19 protein-coding genes are annotated in these 20184 nt (G+C 65.8%); 14 read left to right on the forward strand and 5 right to left on the reverse strand.

Annotated elements, in window-relative coordinates; all coding sequences use genetic code 11:
• Nucleotides 1-491: 491 nt before the first annotated feature.
• Entirely contained in the window at nucleotides 492-1268 is a 777-nt protein-coding gene (locus tag BLR29_RS25805; protein ID WP_092140999.1) for an enoyl-CoA hydratase, read from the reverse strand.
• A 242-nt stretch (nucleotides 1269-1510) separates the two neighbouring features.
• Here BLR29_RS25805 and paaG point away from each other — a divergent pair, with 242 nt between their 5' ends.
• Genes paaG through paaK form a run of 3 tightly spaced genes read left to right on the forward strand, consistent with a single transcriptional unit; the run spans nucleotide 1511 to nucleotide 4209 of the window.
• On the forward strand, nucleotides 1511-2353 hold the full coding sequence (gene paaG / locus BLR29_RS25810; protein WP_092141001.1) for a 2-(1,2-epoxy-1,2-dihydrophenyl)acetyl-CoA isomerase PaaG: 843 nt from the start codon (nucleotides 1511-1513) through the stop codon (nucleotides 2351-2353).
• Nucleotides 2354-2400: 47 nt separating this feature from the next.
• On the forward strand, nucleotides 2401-2844 hold the full coding sequence (gene paaI / locus BLR29_RS25815; RefSeq protein WP_092141003.1) for a hydroxyphenylacetyl-CoA thioesterase PaaI: 444 nt from the start codon (nucleotides 2401-2403) through the stop codon (nucleotides 2842-2844).
• 60 nt (nucleotides 2845-2904) lie between these two features.
• Nucleotides 2905-4209: a phenylacetate--CoA ligase PaaK gene (paaK, locus tag BLR29_RS25820; protein WP_092141005.1), complete on the forward strand. Its 1305-nt coding sequence runs from the start codon at nucleotides 2905-2907 to the stop codon at nucleotides 4207-4209.
• Nucleotides 4210-4258: 49 nt separating this feature from the next.
• Here the strand turns inward: paaK and BLR29_RS25825 are convergent, their stop codons facing one another.
• Complete coding sequence (locus BLR29_RS25825; RefSeq protein ID WP_369804710.1) at nucleotides 4259-5455, reverse strand: murein transglycosylase A; 1197 nt, start codon at nucleotides 5453-5455, stop codon at nucleotides 4259-4261.
• Nucleotides 5456-5551: 96 nt separating this feature from the next.
• Here BLR29_RS25825 and BLR29_RS25830 point away from each other — a divergent pair, with 96 nt between their 5' ends.
• Complete coding sequence (locus BLR29_RS25830; protein ID WP_092141009.1) at nucleotides 5552-5749, forward strand: hypothetical protein; 198 nt, start codon at nucleotides 5552-5554, stop codon at nucleotides 5747-5749.
• 23 nt (nucleotides 5750-5772) lie between these two features.
• Here the strand turns inward: BLR29_RS25830 and apaG are convergent, their stop codons facing one another.
• A complete protein-coding gene (gene apaG, locus BLR29_RS25835; RefSeq protein ID WP_092141258.1) occupies nucleotides 5773-6147 on the reverse strand; it encodes a Co2+/Mg2+ efflux protein ApaG in 375 nt (124 codons plus the stop codon).
• 268 nt (nucleotides 6148-6415) lie between these two features.
• On the opposite strand from apaG, the gene rpe reads away from it, so the two are divergent.
• The 8 genes from rpe to BLR29_RS25875 all read left to right on the forward strand — a co-directional run bounded on the left by rpe (nucleotide 6416) and on the right by BLR29_RS25875 (nucleotide 13905).
• Entirely contained in the window at nucleotides 6416-7117 is a 702-nt protein-coding gene (gene rpe / locus BLR29_RS25840; protein ID WP_092141011.1) for a ribulose-phosphate 3-epimerase, read from the forward strand.
• A 17-nt stretch (nucleotides 7118-7134) separates the two neighbouring features.
• Nucleotides 7135-7875, forward strand: coding sequence for a phosphoglycolate phosphatase (gene gph / locus BLR29_RS25845; RefSeq protein WP_092141013.1), 741 nt, complete (start codon nucleotides 7135-7137; stop codon nucleotides 7873-7875).
• 438 nt (nucleotides 7876-8313) lie between these two features.
• Entirely contained in the window at nucleotides 8314-9843 is a 1530-nt protein-coding gene (gene trpE, locus BLR29_RS25850; RefSeq protein ID WP_092141015.1) for an anthranilate synthase component I, read from the forward strand.
• Between the two features lie 23 nt (nucleotides 9844-9866).
• Nucleotides 9867-10436, forward strand: coding sequence for an aminodeoxychorismate/anthranilate synthase component II (locus BLR29_RS25855; protein ID WP_092141017.1), 570 nt, complete (start codon nucleotides 9867-9869; stop codon nucleotides 10434-10436).
• A 62-nt stretch (nucleotides 10437-10498) separates the two neighbouring features.
• Nucleotides 10499-11527 (forward strand): anthranilate phosphoribosyltransferase, encoded by a 1029-nt coding sequence (gene trpD / locus BLR29_RS25860; protein WP_092141261.1) that lies wholly within the window; start codon nucleotides 10499-10501, stop codon nucleotides 11525-11527.
• A 5-nt stretch (nucleotides 11528-11532) separates the two neighbouring features.
• Nucleotides 11533-12336 (forward strand): indole-3-glycerol phosphate synthase TrpC, encoded by an 804-nt coding sequence (trpC, locus tag BLR29_RS25865; RefSeq protein WP_092141019.1) that lies wholly within the window; start codon nucleotides 11533-11535, stop codon nucleotides 12334-12336.
• A gap of 17 nt (nucleotides 12337-12353) precedes the next feature.
• Complete coding sequence (locus tag BLR29_RS25870; protein ID WP_092141021.1) at nucleotides 12354-13070, forward strand: CYTH domain-containing protein; 717 nt, start codon at nucleotides 12354-12356, stop codon at nucleotides 13068-13070.
• A 52-nt stretch (nucleotides 13071-13122) separates the two neighbouring features.
• Entirely contained in the window at nucleotides 13123-13905 is a 783-nt protein-coding gene (locus tag BLR29_RS25875) for a uracil-DNA glycosylase (protein ID WP_092141023.1), read from the forward strand.
• 129 nt (nucleotides 13906-14034) lie between these two features.
• Here the strand turns inward: BLR29_RS25875 and BLR29_RS25880 are convergent, their stop codons facing one another.
• Nucleotides 14035-14337: an acylphosphatase gene (locus tag BLR29_RS25880; RefSeq protein WP_092141025.1), complete on the reverse strand. Its 303-nt coding sequence runs from the start codon at nucleotides 14335-14337 to the stop codon at nucleotides 14035-14037.
• 150 nt (nucleotides 14338-14487) lie between these two features.
• Here BLR29_RS25880 and BLR29_RS25885 point away from each other — a divergent pair, with 150 nt between their 5' ends.
• Both BLR29_RS25885 and BLR29_RS25890 read left to right on the forward strand, forming a co-directional pair.
• Complete coding sequence (locus BLR29_RS25885; protein ID WP_092141027.1) at nucleotides 14488-16245, forward strand: ABC transporter permease; 1758 nt, start codon at nucleotides 14488-14490, stop codon at nucleotides 16243-16245.
• Nucleotides 16246-16255: 10 nt separating this feature from the next.
• Nucleotides 16256-17680 carry an ABC transporter ATP-binding protein gene (locus BLR29_RS25890; RefSeq protein WP_092141264.1) on the forward strand — a complete coding sequence of 475 codons (1425 nt, stop codon included), beginning with the start codon at nucleotides 16256-16258 and terminating at the stop codon, nucleotides 17678-17680.
• Here the strand turns inward: BLR29_RS25890 and BLR29_RS25895 are convergent.
• Nucleotides 17677-20178, reverse strand: a complete 2502-nt coding sequence (locus BLR29_RS25895; RefSeq protein WP_092141029.1) for an FUSC family protein — start codon at nucleotides 20176-20178, stop codon at nucleotides 17677-17679. The genes BLR29_RS25890 and BLR29_RS25895 overlap by 4 nt on opposite strands.
• Nucleotides 20179-20184: the final 6 nt, after the last annotated feature.

Here is a 20184-nt window from a genome sequence, read left to right on the forward strand (position 1 = left end):
TTTACTGTGCGAGCACTGATAACTTTTGAAGCATTCCGAAGACCGAAGCCTTCGGCGCGTTCGCCATCAAGCGCCCACACTTATCGGTTGTTTGGTTGTTAAAGAACTTGCGCATCCGGCTTTGCCGTCTGCGTCGCTGCGTCGTTTGCGTCAGCAGCAGAGAAACGAGATTATGAAGAACAACCTGCGTTTCGTCAACAGGGCAGCGAAGTTTTTTTCGCTTCGGTCAGCGCCGCATTCCTTCGCGACCCCAACCCCCCATCCACCCCGCAACCCTTGCCAGTGCTGCCTTGCAGCGGCGGTTTGTGTTGCGAGGGGACGAATAGTAGGCGTGTTTCTGAGGCTTTGCAACAAGCTTGTCATGCAAGCATGTCGAGGCCCTGTGAATAACCTCGTCAACTTGTTGATCGGAAAGGGAAAGTGATCTCAAAATAAATCGCTGCCATTTTGAATACCCCTCCGCTCTCCTCGGGTATTCCCTAATCAAGTTTTCAGCGGTGCTGGAATTTGGGTGCCCGTTTCTCCACAAATGCGGCCATCCCTTCCTTCTGATCCTCTGTAGCGAAGGTCGCATGGAATAGACGGCGCTCGAAACGGACCCCCTCATTCAGAGTCGTCTCATAGGCAGCATTGACCGATTCCTTGATCATCATGACCACGGGTAATGAATAGCTGGCAATGGCATCGGCCGCGGAGAACGCCTCATCGAGCAATTTCTCGGCCGGTACGACGCGAGAGACCAGTCCGGCGCGCTCCGCTTCGTCGGCATCCATCATGCGAGCGGTCAGGCACAAGTCCATGGCTTTGGCCTTGGACACTGCACGGGGCAGCCGCTGGGTGCCACCGGCGCCAGGCATGGTGCCGAGCTTGACCTCGGGTTGGCCAAACTTGGCGCTGTCTGCAGCAATGACGATATCGCACATCATGGCCAGTTCGGAGCCGCCGCCGAGGGCATAACCAGCCACAGCCGCAATGACCGGCTTGCGAATGCGGCGGATGGTTTCCCAGTTGCGGGTGATGTAGTCGCCCTTGTAGACATCCATAAAGGAGTAACCGGCCATCATGCCGATATCCGCACCCGCCGCGAACGCGCGCTCGCTGCCAGTGATGACAATGCATCCAATATCTTCGTCCTGGTCGAAGGCCGTGAGTGCCGCGCCCAGTTCGTCCATCAGGGCATCATTGAGCGCGTTCAGGGCTTTCGGGCGATTCAACGTCACCAGGCCCACGCGGCCGCGCGTCTCCACCAGGATGTTCTCGTACGACATGTCTGCTCCTTACGATAAAAGGGGTCTGCATTGTTGCCAGCGGCACGATACTCGCGCGGGGCCACCGCCACGGTCAAGACAGCGGCAGCCTCTTGCGCCCGGCTGACAGTACCACTACTATTTTCCGACCGACTGGTCGGTTAATTTAAACTCCAACGTAGCTTGAATGCGAATCCGGTTGACTACAATGCCCCGGGCGTTCGCGGTGACGTCAAGCCCACCCACCAGAGCCGGACAACAATATGGCGCAGGAGACAACCATGCCCCCAACCAACGCACGACCCGCTACGCGGGCGAGCCTCGATTCCGGTCCTATCCTGCTGCGCTGGCAGGGCGATGTCGCCGTCGTCACGCTTAACCGCCCCGACAAGCTCAACAGTTTCACCCGTGAAATGCACCTGGCGCTGGCCAAGGCGCTGGACCATGTGGAAGCCGGCGGCGCCCGTGCGCTGCTGCTGACAGGCGCGGGTCGCGGCTTCTGCGCCGGGCAGGATCTGGCCGACCTCGATTTCACACCTGGCCATGCCACCGATCTGGGCGAGCTTATCGACACTTACTTCAACCCGCTGGTACGCCGCCTGCAGGCGATGCCGTTGCCCGTGATTGCCGCCGTCAACGGTACGGCCGCCGGCGCTGGCGCCAATCTGGCTCTCGCTTGCGACATGGTGCTCGCCGCGCGCTCGGCCAGCTTCATCCAGGCGTTTGTGAAAATTGGTCTCGTACCGGACTCGGGGGGGACCTGGCTGCTACCCAAGCGGCTGGGCATGGCGCGGGCGCTCGGTCTGGCAATGACCGGCGACAAGCTCTCGGCCGACGAGGCCGAGAAGTGGGGCCTGATATGGGAGGCGATGGACGACCCGCTTCTGGCGGAGCAAGCGATGGCACTGGCCACTCACCTTGCCGCCCAGCCGACGCGAGCATTGGCAGCCATCAAGCAGGCGATGCACGCCAGTGCAACCCAGACATTTGACGCACAACTGGACCTCGAACGCGATCTGCAGAAGGCTCTCGGGCAGTCGCATGACTATATGGAGGGCGTGAATGCCTTCCTGGAAAAGCGCGCGCCCCGCTTCACCGGTCAATAGCCGCATCGGGAGCCGGACATCCCGGCTCCGCACCCCAGGAGACCCGCTTGACCCAAGATCCCCAGGCGCTTGCCGAGGCGGCCGCCGCCGCCATGTATGACACCGATGCGTGCAGCCGCTGGCTGGGCATCGTCGTGGAAGCCGTGCGGCCCGGCTATGCACGACTGTCGATGCCCGTCCGCCCGGAATTCCTGAACGGCCACGGTATCTGCCACGGCGGGCTGATGTTCACGCTGGCGGACTCCAGCTTTGCCTTTGCCTGCAACAGCCACAACATCAACACCGTGGCCGCCGGATGTTCGATCGAGTTCCTGCGCCCCGTCCATGGCGGCGATGTCCTGACCGCCGAGGCGACGGAACAGATCCTGTCCGGGCGCCATGGCATCTACGACATCCGCGTGACCAATCGGGCCGGAGAGCCTGTGGCGATGTTCCGCGGCAAGTCGGCGCAGATCAAGGGGCACGTCGTGCCACCGGCCAGTCACGCCTGACGCCTGACGCCAGCACCCAGCGCCAACGTAGCGCATCCCTTCCGAGAACGTGGAGACAACATGAGTACGCGCCTCACCGATCTGCCCCTGGAGCCGATCGAGACTGCCAGTCGGCAGGAGCTCCTGGCCCTGCAACTGGACCGACTGAAATGGTCGCTTCGCCACGCCTACGAGCATTCGCCGGTCTATCGGCGCAAGTTTGACGAAGCTGGCGTCCATCCCGACCAGCTGCAGTCACTGGCCGATCTGGCGCGCTTTCCGTTCACGACCAAAAAGGACCTTCGCGACAACTATCCGTTCGGCATGTTCGCGGTGCCGCAGGACCGGATCGCACGCATCCATGCGTCGTCGGGCACCACCGGCAAACCCACCGTGGTCGGATACACGCTGCGTGACATTGAAACCTGGGCGACCGTCATGGCCCGGTCGATCCGCGCATCGGGCGCCCGGCGCGGCGACAAAGTCCACGTGAGCTATGGCTATGGCCTGTTCACGGGTGGCCTGGGCGCGCACTACGGGGTGGAGAAGGCCGGTCTGACCGCGATTCCGTTTGGCGGCGGCCAGACCGAGCGTCAGGTGCAGCTGATCCAGGACTTCAAGCCGGAGATCATCATGATCACGCCCAGCTACATGCTGGCGATCGCCGATGAATTCGAGCGTCAGGGGATCGACCCCGCGTCGACCTCGCTGAAGATCGGCATTTTCGGCGCCGAGCCGTGGACGCCCGAAATGCGACTCGCGATCGAGAAACGCATGGGAATTTCGGCTGTGGATATCTACGGCCTGTCCGAGGTGATGGGCCCCGGCGTGGCCAACGAATGCGCCGAAACCAAGGACGGCCCGACGATTTGGGAGGACCACTTCTATCCCGAGATCATCGATCCGGATACCGGCGAGGTGCTGCCCGACGGCGAATTCGGGGAGTTGGTCTTCACGTCTCTGACCAAGGAAGCCATGCCCGTGGTCCGCTATCGGACGCGCGATCTGACGCGGCTGCTGCCCGGCACGGCGCGCGCCGCATTCCGTCGCATGGAGAAGATCACGGGCCGGACTGACGACATGATGATCGTGCGCGGCGTGAACGTCTTCCCGTCACAGATCGAGGAACTGATCCTCAAGCATGCCGAACTGGCGCCACACTATCAGTGCGTGCTCGAGAAGGAAGGTCCGCTCGATACCTTGACTGTGCGGGTCGAGTGCGCGCACGGCGCTGACCCGTCGATCGCCGGAAAGGCCCAAGCCGGGCTGGCACACGACATCAAGGCGTATATCGGCGTCACGGCCGGCATCGAGATCCTGCCGGAAGGCGGTGTGGAGCGTTCGGTGGGCAAGGCCCGGCGGATCGTCGATCACCGGCCGCGCTAGCCAGGAATGGTGTGAGGGAGGGGACGGAAACCCCTTCCCGACGTGCCGCCTAGCTGCGCGGCATCAACACCCACATCCGGCCACCCTGTTTCATGCGGCCGGCTGTTTCGCCGGCGGCATCGCCGGCGCCCCAGAAGAAGTCCGCCCGCACGCCGCCCTTGATCGCCGATCCCGTGTCCTGCGCAAACATGAGCCGCTGGATCGGTTCCGTCGACAGTGGGCGCGTGGTGGAGAGGAACACCGGCACTCCCAGCGGAATCGTCGCCGGATCCACGGCGATGGAACGCTCCGCCGTGAGCGGCACACCCAGCGCGCCGACCGGACCTTCATTGGTCGGCGGTAGTTCACGGAAGAAAACGAAGCGCGGATTCACGTTGAGCATCTCATCCACGCGGGCCGGGTTGGCGCGCGCCCAGGCCTTGATGCCCTGCATCGTGGCCTGAACAGGTGTGATCTCGCCGCGATCGAGCAGCCATTTGCCGAACGAGCGGAATGGCTGGTCATTGGTGCCGCCATATCCGACGCGCATCACGGTGCCATCCGCCAGCCGAATGCGTCCTGAGCCCTGGATCTGCAGGAAAGCGGCCTCCACCGCGTCATCGACCCACACCACTTCGTTGCCGCGCATGGCCGGGTTCTGCAGCAATTCGGCGCGCGGCGGCAACGCCCCCTTGCCCAACTGGGGCGGGCGACGATACAGGGGAACCTGGTACGGACCCTGGCGCGTGCGCGATCCATGCAGAATCGGCTCGTAGTAGCCAGTGATCAGGCCACTATCGGTGCCATCGCCGTTGACCACGCGATACGGCTGGAAATTCGATTCAAAGTATTCCCGCATGGCGCCAAGGTCGCCGGCATCGACGAGCAGGCCGATCGTGCACACGCGATTCCACTCGGCACGCTTCTTCAGCGCCTGGCAGCTGGCCTGAAGCGCCGGCCAGGCGGCACGGACGTCGTCCTGACTCCAGCCGCCGATGTCAGCCCAGTTCGCCGGCTGCAGGCGGCCTGCGGCGCTGGAGCCCGGCGGCGCCGTGGTGCCGCCGGTCGTCCCGCCCGGCCCCTCGACGCGTGGTGGCGGGCCGCTCATGCAGCCGGCCAGCAGCACCGCGGCGCCGGCAAGTGCCAGCCAGCCACGCCACGGAGCGCCGGCAGTCGGGAAGGAGGCGCGTGCAACCGCGCCGGAGGAAGCCTGATATGCCATCTTGTTCGTTCTTCGCATGGCGTGCCGGTTTACGACTGCACGCATGTCCTACAATCTCAACCCTGTCCGGTGCGTGCGCAACGCGCCGCGCCCCTCGCAATCGGCCGGCACAACCGGCGTCCCTCACCTATCGAGACGGAGATGAGCCAGTTCTTCGAAGACCATCCCGCGTTGCTGCTCGCGGCAGAAGCCGGGGTGGCGCTGTTCCTGCTGATCTTCATCGTGGTCTGGACGATGAGCACCGCCCGGAAGCATCCGCGGCCGACCCGCGCGCCGAAGGACCATGCCTCCCGAGCCACCGACGCGTCGAAAGACGCAGACACCCCGTCCAACGGCTAGGTTCCCGGAGCGCCCTGCATCGCTCAATGCAGCATGCGCGGTAGCACCAGTGCGAATTCGGGGATCGGCACCTCGAAGCGATGGCCATCTTCGGCCACGCAGAAGTACTCGCCCTTCATCGACCCCACCGGGGTGGAGATGGTCGCCCAGCTCGTGTATTCGAAGTGCTCGCCCGGCTTGAGCAGTGGCTGGTGGCCCACCACGCCGAGTCCGGCCACTTCCTGCGCACTGTTGTCGCTGTCCGTGATGATCCAATGCCGCGAGATCAGCTGTGCGGCCACTTCGCCGGTGTTATGGATGGTCATGGTGTAGGCAAACGCATAGCGCCCGCGCTCGGGGTCCGACTGGTCCGGCAGGTACTGGGTGCGTACAGCCACGGAAAAAGCGTACTCGCTCATGGGTCGACGGGTCAGGAAGAACAGCAAACCGGCCAGCGGCGGGGTGCCGCGGCCGAGGTGTCCGCATTGTGCGGCAAGCCCTTGACAGCGGCAAGCGGCGTTCTCCGGAGGAAGGCGGGCGCCTCTCGGCCCGTCCGGCGTAAAATACGCGCCATTCCATACAGCAGGCACCCCGGCCACCCCTGTCCGGGGCAGCCCGACGCCAGCCCCGGCGCCAATCCGGGGTCGGCCCGCAGGCCCTGCCGCTGCCACGCCAAGACCCACGACCATGAGCACGCCGACCTACCGCATCGCCCCGTCCATCCTGTCCGCCGACTTTGCCCGCCTGGGCGAGGAGGTCCGCCGCGTGACCGAAGCCGGCGCCGACTGGATCCACTTCGATGTGATGGATAACCACTACGTGCCCAACCTGACGGTGGGCCCGCTGGTCTGCGAGGCCATCCGCCCGCACGTGACGGCGCCCATCGACGTGCACCTGATGGTCCGCCCGGTGGACCGCATCATTCCGGACTTCGCCAAGGCCGGCGCCAATATCATCACCTTCCACCCCGAGGCCAGCGACCATATTGATCGCTCGCTCGCGCTGATCCGCGACAACGGCTGCCAGGCCGGCCTGGTGTTCAACCCGGCCACGCCGCTGCACCACATGGACCACGTGATGGATCGCCTGGACGTGGTGCTGCTGATGTCCGTCAACCCGGGCTTCGGCGGCCAGTCGTTCATCCCCGAGACGCTCAACAAGTTGCGCGCCGTGCGCAAGCGCATCGATGAGTACACGGCCCGCACCGGCCGCCAGATCCTGCTGGAGGTCGACGGTGGCGTGAAGGTGGACAACATCGCTGAAATCGCCGCCGCCGGCGCCGATACCTTCGTGGCCGGCTCCGCCGTGTTCGGCAAACCCGACGCCGATGGCGGATACCACGGCATTCTCGGCGCCCTGCGCGGGGAACTGGCCAAGGTCGGCAAGTAACCGGGCGGGTCAATACGATGAGTCTCGAAATCCTGCGCCGCACGGACTGGAGCGGCATCCAGGCGGTGATCGTCGACCTTGACGGCACCATGGTCGATACCGCCGGCGATTTCCACGCCGCCGTCAACGCCATGCTGCTGGCGCTGGTCCACCGGCATCCGAACCTGGGTCCGGTGGAGCCGATGACCGCGCAGGAGATCGTCAGCTTTGTCGGCAAGGGTTCGGAGAACCTGATCCGCCGCGTGCTGGACGCGCGGTTCTCGCCACTGCACGCCAACGGCCTGTTCGCCGATGCCTACGCGCTCTATGACCGCGAGTACGTGCGCATCAACGGCCAGTTCTCCACGGTCTATCCCAATGTGCGAGAAGGACTGGCGGCGCTGCGCTCGGCTGGCCTGCGCATGGCCTGCGTGACGAACAAGCCGTGGAATTTCACGGAACCGCTACTGGCCAAGACAGGGCTGGCGCAGTACTTCGAGCTGGTCTACGGCGGCGACGCCTTCCCCCTGCGCAAACCCGACCCCTTCCCGCTGCTCAAGGTGGCGGACGCCTTCCACCTGGACCCGGGCGCCGTGCTGGCCATCGGCGACTCGGAAAACGATGCCCAGGCGGCACGCGCGGCGGGCATGGGAGTGCTGCTTGTGCCCTATGGCTACAACCATGGCAACCCTGTACAAGGCGTCGACGCCGATGGTATAGTCGCCGACATTGCCCGTGCCGCGGCGCTTCTTGCCGCACACCGGTCAAATCAACGCTGAACACATTCAATGTTCCTCAACCGCAAACGCATCTTTTCTGGCAGTGATCGGCAGGCCTGGCCCTGGCGTCGCTGGCGCGCCTCTGAACAGGCGTAAAGTGCGTTCGCGAGTCTCCTGACGGGCTTGCCGGGGCGTGTCCCGGATTTCCTCAGTCTTTCTGCAGGGTTTCCTCCTCCCCCTTCAAGCTCCGCCGGACCGGTCTGAGTACCGGCTTCCCAAGCAGATCCCTCCGCCAGCGCCGTGGCCGGTTTTTCCTGTGCTACGGTTAGCTCAAGAACGCGCCGCACGCCACCCCGGCCGTGTGCGCGCTTGTGCCCAAGTCGTTTGCACCACGGTCCGCCCCCGGGGCGGGTTGCCGTACTTCTCCAGCCCTCCCCTGCCGACATCGCGGCGCCGCCCCACCTACCGACCGGCGGGCGCTGCAAGAAGAGGATCGACATGACCGAACTGGAATTCAAATCGCTGGCCGACCAGGGCTACAACCGCATTCCGATCATCGCCGAGGCGCTGGCCGACCTGGAAACGCCGCTGTCGCTGTATCTCAAGCTGGCCCAGTCGCAGACGCGCGGCGTGAACACCTTCCTGCTGGAATCGGTGGTGGGTGGCGAGCGCTTTGGCCGCTACTCCTTCATCGGACTGCATGCCCGCACGCTGATCCGCGCCTACGGCCAGCGTACCGAGGTCGTCACCGACGGCAAGATCGTGGAAACCCACGAAGGCAACCCGCTCGACTTCATCGCCGAGTTCGAAAAGCGCTTCAAGGTGGCGTTGCGCCCGGGCCTGCCCCGATTCTGCGGCGGCCTGGCCGGCTACTTCGGCTACGACGCGGTGCGCTACATCGAAAAGAAGCTGGCCGATACGCAGAAGCCCGACGACCTTGGCCTGCCCGACATCCAGCTGCTGCTGTGCGAAGAGCTGGCCGTCATCGACAACCTGTCCGGCAAGCTCTACCTGATCGTCTACGCCGACCCGACCACGCCCGAGGCCTACCCCCGCGCCCGCCAGCGCCTGCGCGACCTGCGCATGAAGCTGCGCCAGCCGGTGGATGTGCCGGTGACCAGCCCTTCCGTGCAGACCGAGGTCTATCGCGAATTCAACAAGCCGGACTACCTGGCTGCGGTGCACAAGGCCAAGGAATACATCATGGCTGGCGACATGATGCAGGTGCAGATCGGCCAGCGCCTGATGAAGCCCTACCGCGACTCCCCGCTGTCGCTGTACCGCGCGCTGCGATCGCTGAACCCGTCGCCGTACATGTACTTCTACAACTTCGGCGATTTCCAGGTGGTGGGCGCTTCCCCCGAGATCCTTGTGCGGCAGGAAACCCGCAAGGTCGGCAAGGGCGGCGAAGCCAACGGCGACACGCAGAACGCCCATATCGTGACCATCCGCCCGCTGGCCGGGACGCGCCCGCGTGGCAGCACGCCGGAACGCGACGCCCAGCTGGCCACGGAACTGCTCCATGATCCCAAGGAGATCGCGGAGCACGTGATGCTGATCGACCTGGCACGCAACGACATCGGCCGCATCGCCGAGACCGGCTCGGTCAAGGTCACCGACAAGATGGTCATCGAGAAGTACTCCCACGTGCAACACATCGTCAGTTCCGTCGAAGGCACGCTGCGCGAAGGCATGAGCAACCTGGACGTGCTGCGCGCCACCTTCCCGGCCGGCACCCTGTCCGGCGCGCCCAAGGTCCGCGCGATGGAAATCATCGACGAGCTGGAGCCGCGCAAGCGCGGCATCTACGGCGGTGCGGTGGGCTACCTGTCGTTTGGTGGCGAGATGGATCTGGCGATCGCCATCCGCACCGGCATCATCAAGGACGGCAATCTCTATGTGCAGGCGGCAGCCGGCATCGTCGCGGACTCCGACCCCGAATCCGAATGGAAGGAAACCGAGGCCAAGGCGCGCGCCGTGATCCGCGCCGCCGAGCAAGTCCAGGACGGCCTGGACGCCGACCTCTGACCCCAGGAAATGGAGAAGCGACCATGCTGCTGATGATCGACAACTACGACTCGTTTACTTACAACCTGGTGCAGTACTTCGGCGAACTGGGCGCCAACGTGCGGACCTACCGCAACGACGAGATCACGATCGAAGAGATCGAAGCCCTGAAGCCCGACCACATCTGCGTCTCGCCGGGCCCGTGCAGCCCGCGCGAAGCGGGCATCTCGGTAGCCGTGCTGCAGCACTTCGCCGGCAAGGTGCCGCTGCTGGGCGTGTGCCTGGGCCACCAGGCCATCGGCGAAGCCTTTGGCGGCAAGGTGATCCGCGCCAAGCAGGTCATGCACGGCAAGGTGAGCACGATCGAAACCACGCAGGAAGGCGTGTTCGCCGGGCTGCCCAGGCACTTCGACGTGACGCGCTATCATTCGCTGGCAATCGAGCGCGAGACGCTGCCGGACTGCCTGGAAGTCACCGCCTGGACGCCGGATGGCGAGATCATGGGGGTGCGGCACAAGACGCTGGCCGTGGAGGGCGTACAGTTTCACCCGGAATCGATCCTGTCCGAGCACGGCCATGCGCTGCTGGCCAATTTCATCAAGGCACCACGATGAAGCGGCTCGACCCCTCGACGCTCGCGCCCGCCCCCATCGCCCACGAAACCCAAGAATCCGCCATGTCCATCACGCCGCAGGAAGCGCTGACGCGCTGCATCGAACACCGCGAGATTTTTCATGACGAAATGCTGCACCTGATGCGGCAAATCATGCAGGCGCAGATCTCTCCCGTGATGGCGGCCGCCATCCTGACCGGCCTGCGCGTCAAGAAAGAGACCATTGGCGAGATTTCCGCGGCGGCGCAGGTGATGCGCGAGTTCGCCAACAAGGTGGCCGTGACCGATCGCGAGAACTTCGTCGATATCGTCGGCACGGGCGGCGACGGCTCTCACACATTCAATATCTCCACGGCGTCGATGTTCGTCGCGGCCGCGGCGGGCGCGAAGATCGCCAAGCACGGCAACCGTGGGGTGTCGTCCAAGTCGGGCAGCGCCGATGTGCTGGAAGCCCTTGGCGTGAACATCATGCTGTCGCCTGAACAGGTAGGCCAATGCATCGAGGCGACCGGCATCGGCTTCATGTTCGCGCCGACGCACCACCCCGCCATGAAGAATGTGGCGCCGATCCGCAAGGAAATGGGCGTCCGCACGATCTTCAACATCCTGGGCCCGCTGACCAACCCTGCAGACGCGCCTAACATCCTGATGGGTGTATTCCACCCGGATCTGGTTGGCATTCAGGTACGCGTGATGCAGCGCCTCGGCGCAAAGCACGCGCTGGTGGTCTATGGCAAGGACGGCATGGACGAGGTCTCGCTGGGCGCCGCCACGCTGGTGGGCGAACTCAAGGACGGCGAGGTCCGCGAGTACGAGATCCATCCGGAAGATTTCGGCCTGTCGATGATTTCCAATCGCGGCCTGAAGGTGGCCGATGCGGCGGAGTCGAAGGAGATGCTGCTCGAAGCGCTGACCGACGTGCCCGGTACGCCGCGCGAGATCGTGTCGCTGAACGCCGGGGCCGCGTTGTACGCCGCCAATGTCGCCGGTTCGATCGAAGATGGCATCCGCCGTGCGCGCGAGGCCATCGCCAGCGGGGCCGCGCGCGAGAAGCTCGACCAGTTCGTGCGCGCCACGCAGCAATTCAAGTAAACGCCATGTCCGACATCCTGCAAAAGATCCTGGCCGTGAAGGCCGACGAAGTGGCCGCCGCACGCAAGAAGCGCGACCTGACGAGCCTGCGCGCGGAAGCCGAAAGCCTGCGTCACGAACCCGGGCTGGCCCCGCGCGGTTTTGAGCGCTCACTGCGCGGCAAGATCGCGGCCGGACACGCCGCCGTGATCGCCGAGGTCAAGAAAGCGTCGCCCTCCAAGGGCGTGCTGCGCGAGAACTTCGTGCCCGAAGCCATCGCGGAGACCTACGCCAGTCATGGCGCGGCCTGCCTGTCGGTGCTGACCGACGTGAACTTCTTCCAGGGCCACGCGGATTACCTGAAGCGCGCGCGCGGCGCCTGCCCGCTGCCCGCGCTGCGCAAGGACTTCATGATGGACCTGTACCAGGTCTACGAAGCCCGCACGTGGGGGGCCGACTGCATTTTGCTGATCGTGGCGGCGCTGGATCCTGGCCTGATGGGAGACCTGGAGTCCTGCGCGCTCGAACTCGGCATGGATGTGCTGGTGGAAGTGCACGGCGCCGACGAGCTCGACCACGCGCTGCGTCTGAAAACGCCGCTGGTGGGCGTGAACAATCGCAACCTTCGCACGTTCGAGGTCTCGCTCGACAACACGCTGGACCTGCTGCACGGCATGCCGGCGGATCGCCTGGTGGTGACCGAATCGGGCATCCTCGGCCCGTCCGACGTAAAACGCATGCGGGACGCCAACGTCAATGCATTCCTCGTCGGCGAGGCCTTCATGCGCGCACCCGATCCGGGCGTGGAGCTGGCGCGGCTGTTTGCCTGATCATCAGAGCCCGGACCATGGCACGTGAAATCGAACTGAAGCTGGCCGTGCCCGATGCGGCACTGGCGGCCGTCGCGGCATGGCTGGACGCCAACGGTCAGCCGCGCGGCGAAACCACGTTGCTCAACGTCTATCTCGACACGCCCGACCGCGACCTGGCGCGAGCCCGCGCCGCGCTGCGACTGCGCAAGAAGGGCGCGCAGTGGCTGCAAACCCTGAAGACGGCGGGCAGCAGCGCTGGCGGTCTGGCTTCCCGGCATGAATGGGAAACCGAGGTGGTCGGCCAGGCTCTCGATCTCGCACGTTTTCCCGACGAGGCCCGCAAGGTGCTCGCGCCGCTCGCGGGCAAGCTCGCCCCGGTGTTCCGGACCGACTTCGTCCGCCGGATATGGATCGTCGAGCAGGACGGCGTGTGCATTGAAGCCGCGCTCGATACGGGCACCATCACGGCGCCCGGGACGGACAAGTCCGAGCACATCCAGGAACTGGAGCTCGAATGGCTACCCGGTGACCTGCCCGCCAATGAGTCGCCCATTCATGCCAAGGCCGACGGCGGCGCGAAGGATCGGGCCAACGCAAAGACCAGCGATCAGACTGCCGATAGCGCCAACGTCCGGGTCGAAGCCGCGCTGCGCGCTTTCGGGCGTCGGCTTGCACACGTCGCGCCGCTCACGCCATCCGACCTCAGCAAGGCCGCGCGTGGATATCGCCTGACAGGCGGCCAGCTTCTGTAATACTGCCTGCCTCCCGCATGTCGCGGGAGTTCCGCGACTTTTCTCATTCCGCATGCAAGCTGACCTGTTCGCCACCGCCGCGCCCGCCACCCTCGTCACGAGCGCCACGCCCGTCCCGACCATCGCCAGCCTGCAAGCACAGGTGGACGCCCTGCCCGCCGCCTGGCGCGAACTGCTGGCGCCGTGCCTGGGCAACCCCGCCTGGGGGGCACTGGCTGCCTTTGTTGACGGCGAGCGCGCGGCCGGCAAGCCGGTATTTCCGCACGCGGTGTTCCACGCCCTGCACCTGACGCCGCCCGACACGGTCAAGGTCGTCATTCTCGGCCAGGACCCGTATCACGGCACCGGGGCGGTCGGCGGCGTGGAGATCCCGCAAGCGCACGGACTGGCCTTTTCCGTCCCGGACGGCGTCAAGGTGCCGCCGAGCCTGCGCAATATTTTCAAGGAGATCGGTGCCGAATATGGCGCCGAGCCGACCCGCGCTTCCGGCAACCTGGAAGGTTGGGCGCGGCAGGGTGTTCTGCTGCTGAATACCGTGCTGACGGTGGAACAAGGGCAGGCGGCCAGTCATGCGCGGCGCGGCTGGGAAGCCGTGACCGACTGCCTGATCCATGCGCTGGCCGTCGCGCGGCCGAACCTGGTCTTCCTGCTCTGGGGCAGCCACGCGCAGGCCAAGCGCGCGCTGCTGGAAGGCCAGTCGCACTGCGTGCTGGAAGCACCGCATCCGTCGCCGCTGTCGGCACACCGGGGCTTCCTGGGCTGCGGGCATTTCCGCCAGGCCAACGATTGGCTGGCGCGTCACGGACGTACCGGTATCGACTGGCTGTCGGCCTGACTGGCCAGACGTCAGCCAGCAAGCGGCGAGTCTGCACGCGGCTAGTCGGGCATATAGGCAGAGCCCACCGACCCACGCACCGCGCCGAGCGCCGCCGCTCAGCCCACCTGACCTGCCCGCCGCAACCGGTCAGGCCGTGGGCTGCAAGCTGAATCCTTCGAACGTTCCCTCCCCCGGGGAAACGTCCACATTCGTCACCCGCGCCGCGGGCGGCCCGGACGCCATCCAGGCGAGCAGCGCCTGCAGCTTTCGAGGCGCGCCGCAGGCCATCACCTCCACGGTTCCGCCGGCCCGGTTGCGGACCCAGCCACTCAGGCCAAGTGCCGTCGCTCGATCCGCGCAGGCCGCGCGATAGCCCACGCCCTGCACGCGGCCGTGCGCCAGCAGGCGCCAGGTTTCATTGGCTTCATTCGCGTCATTGGCCGGTGCCATGGAAAGCTCCTTGTTCGATCGTCATCATTCTCATGCAGCCTAGGTAAACTCCCTAGGACCTCCAGACGTTACCTAGGTGGGCGATTCACGGAATTGTGCCGCAGCAGGCATCCCGCGCTCCATCCCTGTTCGCAGACCGAGACCGCCGCCATGCCGCCAACGCCCGAATTCTCCGCCAAGTCCGCGCCGGCGCCCGGCTACGTCGGCCAGTTGCTGACCGCGCCGCCCAATCGGTTCGACTTCGCGCTGCTGCCGATCATCCTGGCTGTCATCGTCATCGTCGCCTATGCGGCGCGGCAGATGGACGTGCCGTACCAACCCGGCGAAGCACTGGCCGTCCACCTCGATGTGGCGTGGCTGCCCTACTACCTGATGCGCACCAGCATCCGCATGCTGGCCGCGCTGGCCGCGTCGCTATTATTTTCCTTTGCCTTTGCCGCGCTGGCCTCGCGCAGTCGCACGGCGGAAAAGGTGATGGTGCCTGCGCTGGACATCCTCCAGTCCATCCCCGTACTGGGCTTTCTGTCGATCACGGTCACAGGCTTTATCGCGCTGTTCCCCGGCAACCTCGCCGGCGTGGAATGCGCGGCGATCTTCGCGATCTTTACCTCGCAGGCCTGGAACATGGCCTTCAGCCTCTACCAGTCATTCCGCACGATCCCGGGTGACCTGCTGGAAGCGGCGTCGATGTTCCGGCTCTCTCCCTGGCAGCGCTTCTGGCGGCTGGAAGTGCCTTACGCCATGCCGGGCCTGTTGTGGAACATGATGATGTCGATGTCTGGCGGCTGGTTCTTCGTGGTCGCATCGGAAGCGATTTCGGTATCCGGCCATGACATCCGGCTGCCCGGCATCGGTTCGTATATTGCGCTGGCGATCCAGCAACAGGACCTGGCGGCAATCGGCTGGGCCATCGTGGCGATGCTCTTCGGCATCGTCCTGTACGACCAGCTCCTGTTTCGCCCGCTGGTGGCGTGGGCCGATCGCTTCCGCTTTGAGACCCTGGCGCAGGACGACGCGCCACAATCGTGGCTGCTGAACCTGTTGCGCCGTTCGGCCTGGGTGCACGCGCTGCTGAAGTGGGCGGCCGGGCTGGGCGGCCGTACGCTGGCCTGGAGCGCCAGGCACCGCGGCATGGTGGCCATTCCGGCGGCGCCCGCGCGCTTCGCGCCGTGGATCGACCGGCTGCGCGACGCGGTGATCATCGCCATCGCCGTGCTGGCGCTGTATCGCGTCATCCACTTCGTGCATAGCGAAGTCGGCTGGGCCGAGGCGGCACGCGTGCTGTGGCTCGGCGCGCTGACGATGATCCGGGTGATCGTGCTGATCGCGCTGGCCGCGCTGGTCTGGGTGCCGGTGGGCATCCGTATCGGCCTGAATCCCGCCGTGGCCCGCGTTGCCCAGCCGGTAGCCCAGTTCCTGGCGGCCTTCCCGGCCAACTTGATGTTCCCGCTGGCCGTGATGGCCATCGTCAAACTGGGCCTGAATCCCGAAATCTGGCTGAGCCCGCTGATGATCTTCGGTACGCAGTGGTACATCCTGTTCAACGTGGTGGCCGGGGCGTCCGGCATTCCCACGGAACTGCGGCTGGCCGCGCGCAACTTCGGCCTGAAAGGCTGGCTGCTCTGGCGCCGCTTCCTGATACCGGCCGTGTTCCCCAGCCTGCTGACCGGCCTCGTGACGGCGGCGGGCGGCTCCTGGAACGCGAGTATCGTGTCCGAATACGTGACCTGGGGCGACCGCACGCTGGTGGCGACCGGGCTGGGCAGCTATATCGCCGAAATGACCGCGCGCGGTGACTTCCCGCGCATCGCGCTGGGCATCTGCGTGATGGCCCTGTTCGTGGTCGGATTCAACCGGCTGCTCTGGAACCGCCTCTATGACCTCGCGCAGGCGCGCACCCGTCTCTGAAGAATCCGCGATGGCACTGCACGACAATCATTCCCCCGCCGCCGCGCCCGTGATCGAGCTGCGCAATGTCGGCAAGATCTTCCGCACCGCCGACCACACGGACCGCGCGGTGCTGGAGGGCGTCGACCTGACCCTGCGCGAAGGCGAGATTGTCGCCATGCTCGGCAAATCGGGCTCGGGAAAATCCACCCTGCTGCGCATCATGGCCGGGCTGGTCGGTGCGGACCGCGGCGAAGTCCGCTTCCGCGGCAGCCGGCTGGCCGGCACCGCCGAGGGCATCGCCATGGTGTTCCAGTCATTCGCGCTGTTTCCGTGGCTGACGGTGCAGCAGAACGTCGAACTGGGGCTGGAGGCACAGGGGGTGGCGCGCGGCGAACGCGCCCGCCGCGCCGAGGCCGCGATCGACATGATCGGGCTGTCGGGCTTCAACGGCGCCCTGCCCCGCGAGCTTTCGGGCGGCATGCGCCAGCGCGTAGGCATCGCGCGGGCACTGGTGACCGAGCCCGATCTCCTGCTGATGGACGAAGCCTTCTCCGCGCTGGACGTGCTGACCGGGGAAACGCTGCGCGACGAAATGCTCGAACTGTGGGCCTCGGGCCGCGCCAACATCAAGAGCATTCTGATTGTGTCCCACAACATCGAGGAAGCGGTGATGATGGCGGACCGGATCGTAATCCTGTCGAGCGATCCGGGCCGCGTGCGGGCCGAGGTGCGCGTGCCGTTCCCGCGTCCGCGCAACCGTGACGACGCGCAGGTGCGTGCGCTGATCGACGAGGTCTATACGCTGATGACTTCGCCTGTGACGCTCGGCCCGCGCGTGCCGGCGATGGCGGCGGCACAGCAGATCGGCTACCGGCTGCCGGATGCCGATATCAGCCAGATGGAGGCCATCCTGGACCTGCTGCACGAGTCGCCGTTCTTCGGCCGTGCCGACCTGCCGCACCTGGCCAACGAAGCCGGCCTGACCGACGACGAACTGCTGCCCGCCTGCGAAGCACTGCAACTGCTGGGGCTGGCCACGATCGAGCGCGGCGACATCACCGCCACGCCGCTGGGCCGCGCCTACTACGAGACCGAGCCGCCCGAGCGCAAGGTGCTGTTCGGCAAGCAATTGCTGATGCACGTGGCGCTGGCCGCCCACATCCGCCATGAACTGCAGACCAGCGTCGATGGCGAGGTCGGCGAGGAAGCGGTGCTGCGTGAACTGGAGGCGTACCTGAAGCCGGACGAAGCGAAGCGCGTGCTGACCATCGCCATCGGCTGGGGCCGCTACGGCGAGGTCTACGCGTATTCCTACAACAGCGGGATGCTGACGTTGCCGGCGCCGGAGATCGCGGTGGAAGACGACCGCCGGCCCCATAGGGAAGAAACGGACGAAGCGGACAAAGCGGACAAAGAGGACAAAGAGGACAAAGAGGACAGCGCAGGCAGCTAGACGCCCATCCGCATCGCACGGCCAATCGCGCCGGTCCGCAGCGCGATCTTCGCGGCGTCCTCACGCAAAGCGCGCAGGCGACGCTCCAGCACCGCGTTCGCGACACGGCCGGTTGAGCTGGCGGTGGATTCGGCGCGCGGGGATTTCTGCAACGGATCGTTGGCACCGATCTCGCCGGCCGCCGCCGCCTGCACCAGCACGTCCGCCTTGCGGCGGTCGGCCGAATCGGCGATACGGGCGCGGCGATCGCTGGCGTCATCGGCATCGCGATCGCTCACTGCCAGCGATCCGGCCATCGATCCGGCCGCCGCCCCGGGCACCGGATCGATGGCCCTTGCCGGGGCCGCGCCGCCTTCGGATACTCCCACGCTTGCTCCCCCGCTCGCCCCCACATTCGGCCCGACAGCCGCCAGCGCGGGTTCGGGCACGCCGCTCTGATGCACCAGCCCGACGCCGGCCACCGCGGTCTCGGCCGGCGTGCGGATGAAACCCGCGCCGCGCGGGCCATGCCTTTCCTCGCCGGCCAGACGCTCGCTGGCCAGCGTCAGGCTGCGCAGGGCCGCGTCGGTCGCCTGCTCGATCGCCGCCTCCGCCGCCGGGATATCCAGCTCGCCGTAGTGCTGCCGCACGTGGATGCGCGCGGCGGCCACGTGGGCGGCAACCAGGTAGTTCTGCACGATGAACCGGTTCAGGTTATCCACCGCGCGATGCCGGCTGCGCGGCTCGTCCAGCATCCGCTGGAACGCGCCAATCAACGCCGACAAGGCGTCCATGAACTGCTTGCGCTGGACGCGATAGGCAAAATCATCCTTCGCGCGTCGCAACAGCAAGTCCCGCGTGGCGGCGATATAGCGGCGGTTGGCCTGCAGCACGTTGCCTACCAGCTTGGGAATCGCGCGGTATTCCCAGCTGGGCAGCACAAAGCTGAAGATCGACGCGATGACGCCGCCGATGACCGTGTCGATCAGCCGCTCACCCACCACGGTCTGGCTGCCGGGCATCAGCAGGTTGATCTGGATCAGCACCTGCACGCAGGCCGCAATCGCCGTGTAGCGGTACTTGATTGTCGAGAACGTCGCGCTGGCCACCAGCGCCGCGAACAGCACGCCCAGCAGCAGCAGCGGATCGTGGATGAAGCGCAGCACGACCACGCTGATGATGCAGCCAATCAGCGTACCGATCAGGCGGTCGTTGTACCGCTGCTTGGTCATGCTGTAGTTGGGCTTCAGGATGACGATGATCGTCAGCAGGATCCAGTAGCCGTGCGAGGCGTACGGCAGGTGCTCGCCGATCCAGAGACCCACCGCCACCGCCATCGTGATCCGCAGCGAGAAGCGGAAGGCCGGGGACCGCCAGTGGAGGTTGTCGCGCACCACGTCCAGTTCGTACTTCTGGCGCGTCAGGAACGGCGTCATGTCCACCCCCGGCAATACCTGCGCCGGCTCCACGGGCGTGCGCGACGCCTCGTGCAACTGTCCGACCAGCGTGGCCGCGCCGCGAATCATGTCCAGCGTATCGGACAGCGCGGTCATCGCCGCGGGCGACACGTGATGGTGTCGCAACTGCGCAATCTCGCGCTCCACCACGCGCAGGTCGGGGCCGTAGTCGTAGGCGCTGTACGACGGCTTGCCGCGCGTGACGTCGTAGGCAATTTCCTCCACGTCCTTGCACATGCCCAGCACCAGCCGGCGCAGCGCATCCAGCACCGGCGTGCCGCCGAAGGTCTGGCGCAGCAGGGGGTAGTCGGTGTTGGTGGACAGGATGTACTCGTAGAGATCGAGCATCCGCAGGTGGGTCTGCACCAGCAGGCCGTCACGTTTCGTTTTGTTGCCGCGCAGGACCAGGTCGCGCGCCGCCTGCTGGCGTTCCGCCACCACGATCTGCTGGCGCACGAGCTGGTTGAACTGTTCCTCGTAGTCCGTGCCGGCGTCGTAGAAGGCGGCCTTGATCTCGAGGTAGCGAGCCATCTCGTAGAGCGATTCGGCCAGGATCTGCTGCCGGGTACGCCGCTCCATGACCCAGCTGACCACCATGGCGTAGGCCATGTAGGCCAGGGCCCCGCCGCCGAACAGCGCCGCGTGCGCCAGTGCCTTGCGCACGACGAAGTCCTCGTTGACCGTCAACGTCATGACGAACAAGGCCGAGAACTGCAGTGGCATCGTCTTGTTGCCGTAGACCGTCATCATGCCGGCCAGGAACGTGACCAGCACCAGCACCAGCGGCATCACGCGCGGAAACGGCGTGGCCAGCGCCACCACGCCGGTGACCGCCGTGCACAGCAGCACGCTGGCCAGCATCTCGTTGAACTTGTGGTTCAGCGGGCTCGGCAGGTCCATCAGGCTGGTGCAGAGCGCGCCCATCGACACCACCATCGCGCTGGGCAGGTCCATGAACTGCATCGCCACCAGCGTCGCGCCAATCACGCCCGTGGCCGACCGCAGGCCACGGTAGAGGTAGTGCGAGTAAAGAAACGTACGAGGATCGTGCGCGTATTCCATGGGACA

Source organism: Cupriavidus sp. YR651, assembly GCF_900101625.1.
GTDB lineage: Bacteria > Pseudomonadota > Gammaproteobacteria > Burkholderiales > Burkholderiaceae > Cupriavidus.